At 39.4% G+C, this 14,984-nt stretch carries 11 protein-coding genes and 2 pseudogenes; 7 read left to right on the forward strand and 6 right to left on the reverse strand.

Going from position 1 to position 14,984, the window contains the following annotated elements; genetic code table 11:
• The first annotated feature begins 10 nt into the window (after nt 1–10).
• From STRIC_RS00860 to STRIC_RS13120, 4 genes and pseudogenes are all read left to right on the forward strand, one after another.
• The gene (locus STRIC_RS00860) at nt 11–910 is read left to right on the forward strand and encodes a carbohydrate ABC transporter permease (RefSeq protein ID WP_008087210.1); all 900 of its coding nucleotides are present in this window, start codon (nt 11–13) and stop codon (nt 908–910) included.
• Nucleotides 911–995: 85 nt separating this feature from the next.
• A pseudogene (locus STRIC_RS12540) lies at nt 996–1,565 on the forward strand (DUF624 domain-containing protein); the annotation flags it as partial.
• A 47-nt stretch (nt 1,566–1,612) separates the two neighbouring features.
• Nucleotides 1,613–3,184: a type 2 periplasmic-binding domain-containing protein gene (locus tag STRIC_RS00870; RefSeq protein ID WP_008087110.1), complete on the forward strand. Its 1,572-nt coding sequence runs from the start codon at nt 1,613–1,615 to the stop codon at nt 3,182–3,184.
• 88 nt (nt 3,185–3,272) lie between these two features.
• Nucleotides 3,273–5,162, forward strand: a pseudogene (locus tag STRIC_RS13120) (glycoside hydrolase family 13 protein).
• Between the two features lie 41 nt (nt 5,163–5,203).
• On the opposite strand, the gene STRIC_RS00880 reads toward STRIC_RS13120, so the two are convergent.
• The gene (locus STRIC_RS00880) at nt 5,204–5,641 is read right to left on the reverse strand and encodes a GNAT family N-acetyltransferase (RefSeq protein ID WP_008087222.1); all 438 of its coding nucleotides are present in this window, start codon (nt 5,639–5,641) and stop codon (nt 5,204–5,206) included.
• Nucleotides 5,642–5,701: 60 nt separating this feature from the next.
• A complete protein-coding gene (gene pflB / locus STRIC_RS00885) occupies nt 5,702–8,029 on the reverse strand; it encodes a formate C-acetyltransferase (protein WP_008087283.1) in 2,328 nt (775 codons plus the stop codon).
• A gap of 208 nt (nt 8,030–8,237) precedes the next feature.
• Here pflB and dinB point away from each other — a divergent pair, with 208 nt between their 5' ends.
• Nucleotides 8,238–9,335 carry a DNA polymerase IV gene (gene dinB / locus STRIC_RS00890; RefSeq protein WP_008086999.1) on the forward strand — a complete coding sequence of 366 codons (1,098 nt, stop codon included), beginning with the start codon at nt 8,238–8,240 and terminating at the stop codon, nt 9,333–9,335.
• A 72-nt stretch (nt 9,336–9,407) separates the two neighbouring features.
• On the opposite strand, the gene STRIC_RS00895 is transcribed toward dinB, so the two are convergent.
• From STRIC_RS00895 to rnhC, 4 genes are all read right to left on the reverse strand, one after another.
• Entirely contained in the window at nt 9,408–9,896 is a 489-nt protein-coding gene (locus STRIC_RS00895) for a DUF4064 domain-containing protein (protein WP_008087194.1), read from the reverse strand.
• Between the two features lie 99 nt (nt 9,897–9,995).
• Nucleotides 9,996–12,416, reverse strand: a complete 2,421-nt coding sequence (gene recD2, locus STRIC_RS00900) for an SF1B family DNA helicase RecD2 (RefSeq protein ID WP_008087328.1) — start codon at nt 12,414–12,416, stop codon at nt 9,996–9,998.
• A 55-nt stretch (nt 12,417–12,471) separates the two neighbouring features.
• Nucleotides 12,472–13,068 (reverse strand): signal peptidase I, encoded by a 597-nt coding sequence (gene lepB, locus STRIC_RS12320; protein ID WP_008087383.1) that lies wholly within the window; start codon nt 13,066–13,068, stop codon nt 12,472–12,474.
• 15 nt (nt 13,069–13,083) lie between these two features.
• Nucleotides 13,084–13,992, reverse strand: a complete 909-nt coding sequence (rnhC, locus tag STRIC_RS12325; protein WP_008086977.1) for a ribonuclease HIII — start codon at nt 13,990–13,992, stop codon at nt 13,084–13,086.
• A 120-nt stretch (nt 13,993–14,112) separates the two neighbouring features.
• Here rnhC and STRIC_RS00915 point away from each other — a divergent pair, with 120 nt between their 5' ends.
• Together STRIC_RS00915 and STRIC_RS00920 are read left to right on the forward strand one after the other, a co-directional pair.
• The gene (locus STRIC_RS00915) at nt 14,113–14,424 is read left to right on the forward strand and encodes a hypothetical protein (RefSeq protein ID WP_008087097.1); all 312 of its coding nucleotides are present in this window, start codon (nt 14,113–14,115) and stop codon (nt 14,422–14,424) included.
• Between the two features lie 2 nt (nt 14,425–14,426).
• Nucleotides 14,427–14,972: a CvpA family protein gene (locus STRIC_RS00920; RefSeq protein ID WP_008086956.1), complete on the forward strand. Its 546-nt coding sequence runs from the start codon at nt 14,427–14,429 to the stop codon at nt 14,970–14,972.
• Nucleotides 14,973–14,984 lie beyond the last annotated feature (12 nt).

The following is a 14,984-nucleotide window of genomic DNA, read 5'->3' on the forward strand; positions in this document are numbered from 1 at the left end:
AGATTTGGACTTGAAAGTGATAACTAAATTTTTCAAACGTAAAGCGTCAGATGTTCTTTTTGATATTAGCCTCTATGTCATTGCCTGTTTGATTATTCTTTTGGTCATTTACCCATTGTGGTTTGTTTTTATTGCTTCGTTTAGTGATCCTTCTTCAGTGGCAAGAGGAGATGTGCTCTTATGGCCTAAAGAATGGAGCTTAAATGCCTATCGAACCTTACTGCAAGATCGTAGCATCTGGATTGGTTACCGTAACACCATTTTATATACCTTTTTTGGAATTCTTTTTGGCTTAGCGGTTAATCTCCCTGCTGGCTATGCCTTATCACGACAGGAGTTATTAGGGAAAAAAGTGATTCAATTTCTTTTCTTGGTTCCCATGTTTATCTCTGGGGGCTTGATTCCAACTTATTTGGTAGTTAGAGATGTAGGCTTGCTCAATAATCCCTTGGTTATGATAGTTCCTTTTGCTGTGTCTTCTTACAATGTGATTGTGGCTAAAACCTTCTTTAAGAGTAATATTCCTGAAGGCTTATGGGAGGCAGCTCAGATGGATGGTGCAGGAACCATACGTTTCTTCTTCTCGTTCGTATTGCCTCTGTCAAAAGCCATCATTGCGGTTATTGGCTTATGGACAGCTGTTGGCATTTGGAATTCCTGGTTTAATGCTTTGATTTACTTAACAGATGCTGATTTGCAGCCCTTGCAATTGGTTTTGAGACGCATTTTAGTAACTAATGATTCCTTATTAAAACAGGCAACAGGTAGCTTAGCTTCTAAGCTAAGGGATTTGTCAGAAATGATGAAGTATGCTGCTATTGTAGTATCCACCTTACCCATTCTTTGTTTATACCCCTTGTTGCAGAAACATTTTAATAAAGGGGTCATGATTGGTTCGATTAAAGAATAGGAAGACAACTGATGACTAAATTACTTAATCCAAATAGTCGTGTACTGTTTTTTTAGAGGCATGCTTTGATTTATGGCTTCTTAATTGTTTATTTCTTACATTTTCTTTACCTGTCATAACACTTGGGGCGAGTTTAACAGCTCTGTACAAGTCGGTTGGTGATCTTCGAGACGGCAAGCGACTTCATGTCAGCAAAGGTTTCTACACTACTTTTAAAGCCAATTGGAAAGACAGTAGCTACTTTTATGGATTAAGTGGTTTGGTGATGCTAGTTGTCTTATTAAATGTCAGATTGATGAATCTGACGACTGGTTTACCGAGACTGATACTCATTTCCAGTCTCTCAATTGTTAGCCTTTATTTGTGGCTCTTTGTCTTTTCGACCTATTACTTTATCGTTCGTTATCAGAATCGTTTAAGGAAACAACTCGTCTCTGTCATGCAATTTAGTGCTTGTGAGAAGTGGAAGCTGCTTGCCATGAGTGGTTTATATTTGGCATTATACCTCTTCTTTTTAAGTAGCCGTATCGGCCTTGTCACAGCCCTATACTTTTTCAGCTTTGGTGGTGCAGCCTTATTAGCCTTAATCAAGGTCATCTTTTTTAGAAAAATACTAAAAAAATACGAAGAAAGTGGAGGGAAAAAATCATTGTAATTGTCAATCGTTACTTGTAGGATACCAATATTTATAAAGGAGAAAACATGAAAAAACCTATCCGCTCTTATCTGTTACTTAGTTCCCTATTACCTATCTTAGCCTTGTCCTTAAGTGCTTGTCAGTCTCAAACTGCTTCAAAAGAATCAAAAAGTACTAGTGATAAGGATTTTACAGTGGCAACTGTCCGTTGGCAAGACTGGGGCAAAGATTTCTTAAAAGGTTTTGTTGAAAAAGCTGAGAAAAAAGCAGATGTTTCGGTCAACTGGAAAGTCTATTTGAACTCAGATTGGGCAGACCAAAAAGCTGTTCTTATGGCTGGTGGTAAGCTCCCAGATGCTTTTTTAGGCTCAATTTCCTTCTCAGACAGTGATTTGTCTGTCTTTAAAAATCGCTTCATTCCACTAGAATCTTTGATTGACAAGCACATGCCTAATCTAACCAAAATTATGAAAAAGAATCCGAACATGCGTGCTATTGTCACCGATCCAGATGGGCATATTTATTCCTTGCCAAAACGTGAACCAATGAGTCCCAAAGTGGCTAATCAGCTTTATATTAATCAAAAATGGTTGGATCGTTTAGGTTTACAAATGCCAAAGACTTATGAAGACTTAGTTGCGGTTTCAAAAGCCTTTCGTGATAAAGATGCTAATGGCAATGGGAATCCTTCCGATGAAATTCCATTTGAAAATGGTGGTGTAGACCCAATCTTAACTTATGCGTTACCATTTGGGACAGTTATCAGTCCAGGAGAATCAGGACGTTACTGGACAGTCAATGACAAGAAAATTACCTTTACTCCAACTGCTGATTACTATAAAGAGGGGATTAAATGGGTACATCAACAATATCAAGAAAAATTAATTGATCTTGAAATTTTCACTCAAGATTCCTCTCAAGCAGAAGCGAAACGTCAGAATAAGGGGGATGCTATTGTTGGTATCTCTGCTGGCTGGACAGCAGATTCCTTGTTTGGACCACATGCTTCTGAGTATGTACCGATGCCACCTATCACAGGTCCAAGTGGCAAAGCTTTTGTTCACTCAGATGGTAGTGGTTATGGGCGAAATGAACTCTTGATTACTGATCAAGCTAAAGATCCTGGTAAAATTCTAGCGTTCTTTGACCAATTCTATACTGAGGACGCAACCATTCAGACTTTCTACGGTTCCTTTGACAAGGCCACTAAGAAGAATGAAGATGGTACTTATACGGTTTTAGAAGCCCCAGATGGCGAGCAAGATATTTTTGCATGGGTTAATTCTTTAAGAAGTTTTGGACCTAAATATGCTCCAGATGGCTTTAACCAAAAAGTCACCTTACCTAAAGGAGCTGGTGATGGCCTTAAGTTAGAAGCTCAAAAAGTGGTCGAAGACGCTGCTCAAGAAGCCTTCCCTAATGTCATGTTCACCCAAGAAGAACTCAATCGTTTGTCAGTGATTTCCGTAGATATCATGTCCTTCATTCAATCTAAACAAGCTCATTGGGTTACAGAAGGTAATATTGATAAAGAATGGGATGACTACTTAAAAGCTCTTGATAAAATGGGCTTAAAAGAATACCAAAGCATTCATCAAACGGCTTACAAACGCTATCTACAAAGCGAGAAAAAATAAGTTTTGAAAAAGGCCCCAAGGAAAGGTCAAGCATTTCTTTAGGGCCTTCTTTTTTGAAAGTATCAGACAAGTTTATTAAGGAGAATATATGGAATCCCTTTTGACATCTATCTATTCGGATTCAACCAGTCATTATGTGTCTAACCCCTACCCAAAAAGAGGTGATAAGATTAGCATTACCATAAGACTTCGTGTCAATGACAAGATTGATAAGGTTTTTTTACGCTATAAAAAACAAGGTGTGGAAATTATTGAGACCATGAGCAAACAAAAAGTTGTTAATGGGCTGGTTTATTACCAAGCGCAAGCACATTGTTTGGACCAGTTTTTGACCTATCAATTTTACTTAACGACTCAGGATACAATTTATTTTTACACCCAAGCTGGCCTCACAACTTATTTGCCAGATGATAGTCGTAATTTTAAGATTTTTACAGATTATGACGCACCGTCATGGCTTTCTAAAACGGTCTTTTATCAAATCATGCCCGATCGCTTTGCTAATGGCCGTCCAGAATTGACCCTAAAAGCGGATGCTTTCACTTATAATCACAAACAGCCACGCTTGATGAACTGGGATGAAGCGCCTCTTGAATATAGTGAAGTTTCTGGGATGGATTTTTATGGGGGTGATTTGTGGGGGATTATTGATCGCTTGGATTACTTGCAAGAGCTTGATGTCAACGGAATTTACCTTAATCCTATTTTTACCTCACCGACCCATCATAAGTATGATGCCCTTGATTATTTTGAGGTTGACCCTAGCTTAGGAGGTGAAGAAGCCCTTATTGCGCTTTCTAAAGCCATGCATGACCGTGACATGCGCTTGATTTTAGATATTTCGATTAATCATACCAGTTCGTCTTCCAAGTGGTTTAACAAAACCTGTGAATTTTATGATAAGAGTTAAGGAGCTTATCATAATCCTGACAGTCCAGAACGCGAGTTTTTCTTTATTAAAGAAGATGGCAGTTATTTGTCCTGGTTTGGCGTTGAGACCATGCCACAGCTCAATTATGGCTCTGAGAAATTAAGGGATATAATCTACAGAAATGAGAACTCTGTTTTAAAACGTTACCTTAAAGAACCCTTTAATATTGATGGTTGGCGCTTTGATGTGGCAGATGTCATGGCTAGAAATGAGATTTTAGATGTCTATCACGAGGTTTGGCAGGAAATCTATCAAGAAGTTAAAAAAACCAAACCTGATGCAGTGGTCTTAGCCGAAGAATGGGCTGACGCTTGGGAGATGTTTGACACCAAACAGTGGGACTCTACCATGAATTATTTTCAAGCAGCAAGGCCCTTACGTGAATTTGCAGGCACAGGAGATCTCTTTATGGATCGTCAGGCAGATTTGGCTAAAATCCATTACCCCAGAGATGCTAGTCACCTAGGGCACCGTATTTTACAATTTTTGACCAAAATTCCATCTCAAGTTCAGTATCAGATGCTTAACCTCATTGATTCTCATGATATTATTCGGTTGTATCATATGCCAAATATCACGACGCAAGCTTTTCAAGGCGCTTCTGTGATCCTCTTTGGATTACCTGGAGCGACTAGTATTTGGTATGGGGATGAGCAATTATTGGCAGGGCATGGTCATTCTACGGAAGGAACTCGCTATCCTATGAATTGGGATGTGCCTTTAACGCCAGAACAGAGCCAAAACTTCCAGCTTTATCAGCGATTGTGTCCCTTAAAAACCAGTAGAGAAGCACTACAAACAGGTGGCTTTAAAATCATCTCGATGACAGGGGACTTATTTGCTTTTGCCCGCTTCACCAAAGAAGAATTCTTCTTATTCATGTGGTCTCAATCAGATGAAGTAGAGCAGTTAGAAGTCTCCTTGGCAGATTTTGGCATGTCCGAGATCATACAAGAAGTCTTATTTGGTGATGTGACAGTGAATCAAGAAGGCGGTCAACTGAAGGTTACTCTAGTTGCTAAAGGATTCGGCTTAGTCGGTCACTAAATTTTAGTTAAGAACAATAAAAAAAGCCTTTCGAGGCTTTTTTATAATTTGAGTTGCATGGTCACATGTTCAATGCCAGCTTCTGTGAAAATAGGGCCTTTAGGCTCAAAGTTTAGTTTGGCATAAAAGGGCTGTGCACTTAATTGGGCATGTAGCTCTAAGAGCTGAAAACCTTGGTTTTTAGCTTCTTGGATGACATGGTGCATAAGAACTTTTCCAAAACCTCGCTTACGATAGGCTTTTAGCACAGCCATACGCTGTAAAGTGGCGCACTGAAAGTGACTATCAGGAAGAAGGCGACAAGTCGCAGCGGGCTTTTGATGCTCATCGTATAAAACAAAATGTAGGCAATGGGCTTCTTTGGCATCTATTTCAAGGCTTTCTGGAACTCCTTGCTCGGCAACAAAGACAGCACGTCTTATTTTGAGGGCATCTAAATAGGCATCTGATAAGGTATTTCGTGTTTGTTTGATTAGCATACCTCTATTTTAGTGAAAAAGAAAAGCTTGTCAACTAAGACAAGCTCTTTCTTTTTGATGTTATTTTCCAGAAATAGCTTCAGCAGCATCATCCATTGAAAGAACTTCGTGGAAGACACGTTGAGTCAATTCTTGTTTTTGTTCTGGTGTGAGGTATTTCGTGTTGACACAGTAACCTGAGATACGTACGATAACGTCTTCACCGCTCATGATCTTGTCATAAACATCGTTAAGGTCCATAACGTTCAAGTTAACGTGTTGGCCACCGTTTTCAAAGTAACCATCAAGAACAGTTACCAAGTTATCAACTTGCTCGTCAAATGTTTTACCAAGTGCACGAGGTGATACTTGTGTTGTTAATGAGATACCATCATTAGCGTGTGAGAATTCCAATTTAGCCAATGAGTTAAGGTTTTGTAACCAACCACCTTTAGCTTTGTTAGATGGGTTAGCACCTGGTGAGAAGAATTCCACTTGGCTAGTGTTAACAGAACCATCTTCATTGAGGAAGACACCACGGTGAACTGGAGAGTTACCAGTTTGTTTAGAGTAAGCAACGTTTGAAGTGATGGTAAGAAGTGATACAGAAGCTTCAGCGTCTTTGTATAGTTTGTGGCTTGCAAGACGTGTGTGGTAAGCTTCCATCAACCATTTAGCGATATCATCTACACGGTCATCATCTTCACCGTAACGAGGGAAATCACCGATAACTTCGTAGTCGTAGATGTAGCCGTTTTCGTCGCGGATAGTTTTAACAGTAGCGTATTTGATAGCTGACAATGTATCAACAGTATTTGCGAATCCACAGATACCGAATCCCATGTTAGCACGTTGGTGACTTGGCAAGAAGGCCATTTGAACAGCTTCGTAGTTGTACTTGTCAGTCATGTAGTGAATGATGTTAAGCGCATCTACGTAAGTATCAGTCAACCAGTCAAGAGATTTTTCGAAGTTAGCCATAACTTCGTCGTAGTTAAGCACTTCAGAAGTGATTGGCTCAACAACGTTAAATACTTTGTAGTCTCTGTGAACATCGTCATAACCACCGTTAAGACCAGTAAGAAGGGCTTTAAGAACGTTAACACGCGCACCGAAGTATTGGATATTGTGACGTTTGTCTTCGTTTTCTGGGTCAAGTGGTGATACACAACATGAGATACATGACATTTCGCCATATCCTTCTTTAGCCATTGTTGTCACACCTTCGTATTGGATAGAAGAGTGTTTGTGGCTCATCTTCATACAATAGCGACGGAAAGATTCAGGTAATTGGTCAGTCCAAAGAACAGTCAAGTTTGGCTCAGGAGAGTTACCGATGTTATCAAGAGTGTTCAAGAAACGGTAATCCATTTTTGTCACACGGTGACGACCGTCGTTACCCATACCAGCCATAGATGTTGTGATAAATGTTGGGTCACCTGAGTAAAGAGCATCGTAAGCTTTGGTACGACCAAATTTAACAGTACGTAATTTAAGAACGAAATCATCAACGAATTCTTGGATTTCTGACTCTGTGAATGTTCCACGAGCTAAGTCACGTTCTGCAAAGATATCAAGAACGATTGGCACACGTCCAAGAGAAGTAGCAGCACCGTTGATCACACGACATACAGCCATGAATGCAATGTTAACCCATTGGATAGCTTCTTTAACGTTTTCAGCAGGACGACGAACGTCAACACCGTAAAGGTCACCAAGTTTAGCCACTTCACCAAGTGCTTGGTATTGAAGGTTGATTTCTTCACGAAGACGGATTGATTCTTCATCAATTTCGGTGATAGCATTCCAGTCGTTTACTTTTTCTTGCATCAAGTAGTCAGCACCGTAAAGAGCAAGACGAGCGTAAACACCGATGATACGGCCACGTGAGTAAGCATCTGGAAGACCAGTTACAGTGTGGGCGTGACGAGCGCGACGAATATTTGAAGTATAAGCGCGGAAGATACCGTCGTTAACAGTTGTCACATACTTAGTAAAGATTTCGTGAACGGCTGGATCTGGTTCATAGCCATTTTCTTTAAGAGTAGTTTCCGCCATACGGATACCACCTTTTGGCATGAAGTTCAATTTGAACAATTCATCGTTTTGGATACCGTAGATAAGCTCATTTTCTTTGTCAATGTATCCAGCAGGAATACCAGCGATTGAAGATGGACGTGTGTCGTATGGGAAACGTGTTTCTTCGTAACCAGCTTTAGTATCTTCGATGATTTTTTTGATTTTAAGTGAACGTTCTGTTGCACCAGCTAAGAAGCTTTCATCGCCATCATAAGGGGTGTAGTTAGCTTGTACGAAACGAGAGACACTTGCTTTTTCTTTCCAGTCTGTTCCTTTAAAACCTTCCCAAGCTTTTTCGAAAACATCTGTATTAGTTTTTACAGTCGCCATAAATTTCTCCTTAAATTTTAGTAACGCAAAGAATCTGTTACATTTACAATTCTAAGTTTACCATACAGGAAACGTTTTCCCAAGCAAAATTATTGACAAATGGAATTTTCTTTTATGATACAGTTTGTTGAAACAGTCACAAACTGTATCAGAACTTAAGTTCTTGGCTTCAGATAAGGGAAGAGGTATAATAAAGAAGGAGGTGAGTATGCTTATTTTTCCATTGATTAATGACACCTCACGAAAAATCATCCATATTGATATGGATGCCTTTTTTGCTGCAGTGGAAGAAAGGGATAATCCTAATTTAAAAGGAAAGCCAGTTGTTATCGCCAAAGACCCTCGAGAAACTGGTGGCAGAGGAGTAGTGTCAACCTGTAATTATGAAGCACGAAAATACGGTATTCACTCAGCCATAAGTTCAAAAGAGGCTTATGAGCGTTGTCCTCAAGCGGTTTTTATCTCTGGCAATTATCACAAGTATAAAGAAATTGGTTACCAAATTAGAGAAATCTTTAAGCGTTATACGGATCAGGTAGAGCCTATGTCTATCGATGAGGCTTACCTTGATGTGACACAAAATAAACTAGGTCTTAAATCCGCTGTTAAAATCGCCAAATTAATTCAACATGATATTTGGAAAGAAGTTGGCCTAACCTGTTCAGCTGGGGTTTCTTATAATAAATTTTTAGCTAAATTAGCTAGTGATTACCAAAAACCACATGGATTGACCTTGATATTACCAGAAGATGCCTTGACCTTTTTAAAAGAGCTTCCTATTGCCAAGTTTCACGGAGTGGGCAAAAAATCCGTTATCAAGTTGGAGGAAATGGGGATTTTTACGGGAGCTGACCTCTTAGCAGTTCCTGAAATGACCTTGATTGATCACTTTGGACGTTTTGGATTTGACCTTTACCGCAAAGCAAGAGGCATTAGTAATTCTCCGGTTAAAGCTAATCGTATTCGTAAATCAATCGGAAGTGAACGAACCTATGGAAAACTTTTATATGAAGAAAAAGATGTCAAAGCTGAGATTAGTAAAAATGCTAGCCGACTGTCTGAACTGTTAAAATCCAATCAAAAATCAGGTAAGACGCTTGTCTTAAAGGTCAGATATGCTGACTTTATCACCTTGACTAAGAGGATAAGCTTAGAAGAAGCCATCAATGACTTTACTACTATTGAACAAGTGGCTCATCAGATCTATGATTCCTTAGAAGAAAGTGAGGCAGGTATCCGTCTCTTGGGTCTTACCATGACAGGATTAGAAGCTAAAGAACCAGATATTTCTCTTGATCTCTATTAAAAAACCACCCCTATTAGCTCACTTCAAAATAAAGGAGAGTAGGGATGGTTTGTTTATGTAATAACTTAGAGGTTATAAGATAGCATGATCTGTATCCACATCTTCTTTGCGATCGTTAAGGGTTTTAGCTTTGTAAAAGGCAAATCCGTAGAGTGCTAATTGAGCAAGATTAAGGACAAATCCTAAAGTTGTGAATGTTGTGGCAAACATTTGGATAACACTAAGAATAGAAAGGATAATACCAAGAAGATATGGTAGTGTTGAAACTGGAAGAGAATGTTTAAGTTTTGATAAGTTCTTGAAGCATAAGACCATAATGGCAATAGTAGCGATTAGGTTTAAGACTATAATGAAAATACTAAATGGTGAAAATGCGGCTTCTACATTAGCTAAATCTTCTGCTGGAAATTGAGAGCGGAAATCAGGATTTTTTAATTGAGTGTAAAAAAAGGCCATACCAGCAAAACCAAATAAGGAGAAGACGATACCTAGAATATCTAAGACAATAATAACGATGGTAGATGTTTTCAATGCTTGACGCACTTTTTCGTATGAAATCATATAAGCCTCCTTGCTTAAGGTCCGAAGTTGTATTTTTTGTTAGTACAAAATAATTATAAAAATATTATACCATAGGAAAGGACTTACGTAAGCCCTTTTTTAGATTTTTTTAAAAAAATATTCAATATCTTTTTGACTAATTCCAATCATAGGATCAATACTTGAGAGGTTCTTGGCATTTAATCGGTACTCTTCTCTTTTTTCGTCATTATTGTCAGTACTTTGTTGAGAAAGCTCTTTTTGAGTGTTTTCTTCTTTGACAGACTGATCAGAGCTTGAGTCGTCACTAGTTTCTGAAGAAGGAAGTTCGGAATGCTTGTCTTGGAAGCGTTCAATCAGATAGGTTTTGCGCTTGTCTCCTTCTTTATGGATAGCCTCAGCAAAAGCTGCCACTTCTCCTAACATAATCAGCTTACTTTTTGAGCGCGTGATAGCAGTGTAGATGAGGTTGCGTTGCAGAAGTCGACCACTCTGACGTGTGATCGGTAGAATCACCACTTGAAATTCACTACCTTGTGACTTATGGATGCTCATGGCATAAGCTAAGGTAATTTTAAGCCACTCTTTATGAGGATATGTGACTTGGCTACCTTCAAAATCAATCATGATTTCATCTTGCTTGGATTCCGTGTATTTAGCTGGAATAATATCTGTGATATAGCCAATATCTCCATTAAAGACATTGACCTGGCTATCATTGACCAAATGGAGTACTTTATCCCCTTTACGAAAATGCATGTCATTAAAGGAAAATTCTGTCTCCTTCTCGCTTAAGGGGTTAATGAGCTCTTGCATCAGTTGATTGAGGGTGTTGATACCAGCTTGGCCTTTATACATAGGCGCTAGGACTTGGATTTCTTGGGCAGGAATGCCACTTTTTAAGGCTGATTGTGTGATTTTTTTGACCATATTAGGAATGAAGCTAGCCTGAGCTTCAAAGTAAGAGCGATCCGCTTTTTTAGCTCGAAAGTCTTCTGGAAGAATGCCTTGTCGCAATTGGTTGGCTAACTCAACGATGGTGGAGTCTTGAGATTGGCGAAAAATCTTACGCAGAGCCATCTGGGGTATCTGCTCGACTTTTAGCAGGTCAGCAAGAACCTGTCCAGGTCCGACAGAAGGTAATTGGTCGCTGTCTCCTACGATGATGACTTGGGTCTGAGAGGCAACTGCTCTTAGCAACTGATTGGCTAACCAGGTATCCACCATAGAAAATTCATCAATAATGATTAAGTCACAGTCTAGAAAATCGTCCATGGCTTGAAAGTCATTGTCTCCATTTAAGCCTAGATGGCGATGGATGGTGGCACTGGCAAGGCCGGTTAATTCATTCATGCGACGCGCTGCTCTTCCTGTTGGAGCAGCTAATACAATAGGAAGGTCTTTTTGCTTAAGATCAATAGCATGCAGTTGGGCATAGGCTTGTAAGATACCTTTAATCACAGTTGTTTTTCCAGTCCCTGGTCCACCTGTTAGGATAAATACTTTGCTGGATAAGGCATTTGCGATAGCTTCTTTTTGAATGGGGTCGTAGGTGATGTTTAGGTCGTCTTGGACCTGGTCAATGGTTTTTGTGATTGTCTCGGCTTCAAAGGAAGCAGAAAAAGGGGTATCAAGGAGGCGCTTGATATGAGAAGCAATGCCTTCTTCTGCTGAAAAGAGACTGGCATCAAATAGACGGGTGCCAATATGACAGATTTTTTCGTCAGCGATTAACTGACTGAGTTGATCAGCTACAAGAGTGGGATTGCACTCAAATTGGCGAGCATCTTCCAAAAGCGTAATGGTAGCATCTAATAAGTCTCTGGCTTGGATGAAGGTATCCCCTTGACTGATTGCTTTTTCTAAGAGGCAGTGAAGGAGTGCTGCTCGAAAACGCATTGGGGAATCACTTTCAATACCCACTTGTTCTGCAAGCGTATCAGCCATCTTAAAGCCTACGCCTGGAATATCTTCTACCAACTGATAAGGATTGGATTTGACTATATCAACAGCCTCTTCTTTATACTTTTCAAAAAGCTGAAAGGCTACTCGATTGGATAAGCCTAGTTCTGCCAAAGCTGCAATAATCTGCTCGGTGCCATAGTTAACTCTTAGTTTAGCCACAAAAGCTTGTCTATTGGCCTTAGATAATCCAGAAATTGCCTCAAGCTTACTAGGGTCTTCTAAAATACCATCAATAGTATTTGTGCCATAGAGAGCGATAATTTTTTCGGCTGTTTTTTTACCAATCCCTTTAAAATGATCACTAGCAAAATAGGCAATTAATCCTGATGAACTTGGTTTGGCTTTTTGATAGCGACTAATGGTTAATTGCTGACCGTATCTGGGGTGTTGTGTTAATTGTCCCCAAAAAGTATAACTATCTCCTTCCATGATATCAGCCATGGTACCTGTGATGATGATTTCAAAGTCATCAAAGTCACTATCAGTATCCTCAATTTCTAAAAGGAGAATTTTAAAGAAGTTGGCAGCATTCTCAAAAATAATGCGGTCAACCCTCCCTGTGAAAAAATAGTCCATTGATGTCCCTTTCTAAATCATAAGTAGACGAAAACCTGCTCAGAGGCAGGCTTTTTTAATGTTTGAATAAATGGGCTTTCTTGATTGGCCAAAAACGAGCTTTCACTTCGCCGACAATAGCTTCCTTTTGAAAAGGTCCAACTTCTCGACTGTCACGTGACACAATACGATCATCACCTAACAAATAGTACTGGCCTTTTGGCACGGTTACTTCAAAGGAGGTCTTGCCATCAGAGCTGGTCGTGAATGCTGCTGAATTTTCAGCTAACTGTTGGAAAAGACGATTATAAGAATAGGTATCGTAAAGATTATCTTTTTTAAATTCGGCTAAGTATTTGACAAGGTATGGCTCGGCTGTTTTTTGACCGTTGATATAGAGGGTGTCATCCATATAAGCAATTTTGTCGCCAGGCATTCCCACGACCCTTTTAACGATATCTTTTTTCTGACCGTTTTCGAATTCTCGTGCAACCACGATATCAAAGCGGTCGATTTTGGCATGGTTAAGCACCAATAATCGCTCGCTGTCAGCTAGGGTAGGGTCCATCGAATGGCCATCAACCTTGACAGGTTGCCATAAGAATAAACGTGATAGTCCAAAGAGAACTAAAAAGAGTGTAAATAGTCCCCATTCTTTAATAAAATGTCTCATATATTTCCTTATCTATTATTTATTGTGATTGTATCGTGCAAGAGCTTTTTGCGTATTGGCAAAATGAAGTTTAGCGCTGTATTCTAGACCAGGCATGCCATAGACGGCAAGTATCTGACTAGCGACTTTATCAGAAGCTTGTCCAGCACCACTAGGGAGTCGATAAGCTAGTTTCTGACTAAGTTTATCTAGATTTTCTAAGAATAAGTTTCTAGCGATAATGGAGCTAACGGCGACAGCTAAGTATTTGCCTTCAGCTTTTTCTTCAAAAGTGAGTGGGTTACTAAAGTGATTTTTTTCCTTTTGCAGGTGCTTTTGGTAATTGGTCTGACTCGTAAAAGCATCAATCACGATTTTTTCTGCTCTTGCCCCTTCTTGTAGAAGTAAGAAGATGGCTTGATTATGGAGGGCTACTTTAACGGAGACAGCGTTGTAGGCTTTTCCTTTTCCAACCATTTCATTATACTTTTTAGGGGAGAGTAGTAGGGATTTATGTGTGATTTTGTCTTCTAATAGTGGGGCAATCTGGCGAATTTTAGCATCTGTCAAGGTTTTTGAATCATTAACACCTAAGCTTTTTAAGAAGGCATGATCTTCTGGTCTAACAAAGCTAGCCACCACCGCAATACCTCCAAAATAAGAACCGTTGCCTACTTCATCACTACCAATCAAGGGTAGATCTTGTGAGGTATCGTGTGTTTTTTTTTCAGAAGACTCAAGGCTTAGACCTAGGTCACTAGCTACTTGTTGGCATGCTTTACCTTGTAAAACCAGTTTTCCAGAGCTATATAATAGGATAGTTACCCCATTTTTTTTAGCAGCAAAAGTCACATAAGGACTGGCGTTACTAATATGATGAGGGGCTAATTGTGCCATCAATGCCTTCTGTCTAGGAGGGTCTAATGTTAAAACTAAGGTGTTCATAGAGAATATTTTATCATAAAATCTCAGTCTGTGGGGGATGCTTGGTCACTATTAGCACATTAATTTCGAAAATTTTACGAAAGGCCCTTTTTGCGGTATAATGCTTAAAGAGGTGACCCTATGAAAAGTATTAATCGTTATAAATTTACCTTTGGTGATAAAACGCTCACGCTAACAACTGATAAAGATAATCTTTTTATGGAAGAAGTTGATCGTGTTGCTAAAGAAAAGTATCAAGCTATTAAAGAAATGTTACCAGAAGCAGATGATGAAACAGTGGCTATTTTAATGACCATCAACACCCTATCTACACAGCTCAGTCGTGAAATTGAAATGGAAAAAATCGAAGCTGAGATTTTAGAACTCCGTCAAAAAACTTTGGTAGGACTACAAGAAAAAGCCAATCAGCAAGTCGATACAAATGAGGTTTAAGGATGATTTCCCTATTGATTTTACTTATTTTGGTATGGAATTTCTACATTGGTTATAACAGAGGCATTATCCTTCAAAGCTTCTATAGTATTGGAGCCTTGGTTTCGCTTTTGGTAGCCAATCGTTTTTACAAGCCTTTGGCTCATCAGCTAACCTTATGGGTTCCATACTCTAATCCAGCTGAAGGAGTCAGTACTTATTTTTTCAAGGACGTGAATGTCTTTGATTTAGATAAGGTCTACTATGCTGGAGTAGCTTTCTTTGCTATCTTTGTTGCTAGCTACGGTGTGGTTCGTTTGGTTGGGGTACTAGTCCATTTCTTCCCAATTGATTATTTTGAAGCTCTTTCTACCAAGCTAGTTAGTGGTTTTTTAGCAGTTTTGGTTTCTATTATCTTTTTAAATATGATGTTGACCATTTTAGGGACCATTCCGATGCCTCTGATTCAAGAGCATTTGCAAGCTAGTAAGCTGGTGCGCTTTTTAATTGAGGGGTGCCCACCTATGACAGGTATTTTAAGACAGCTTTGGGTAAAAGCAATGATTTAGGATCAGGGGAGA

It is taken from the genome of Streptococcus ictaluri 707-05 (assembly GCF_000188015.2).
In the GTDB taxonomy this organism is placed as follows: domain Bacteria; phylum Bacillota; class Bacilli; order Lactobacillales; family Streptococcaceae; genus Streptococcus; species Streptococcus ictaluri.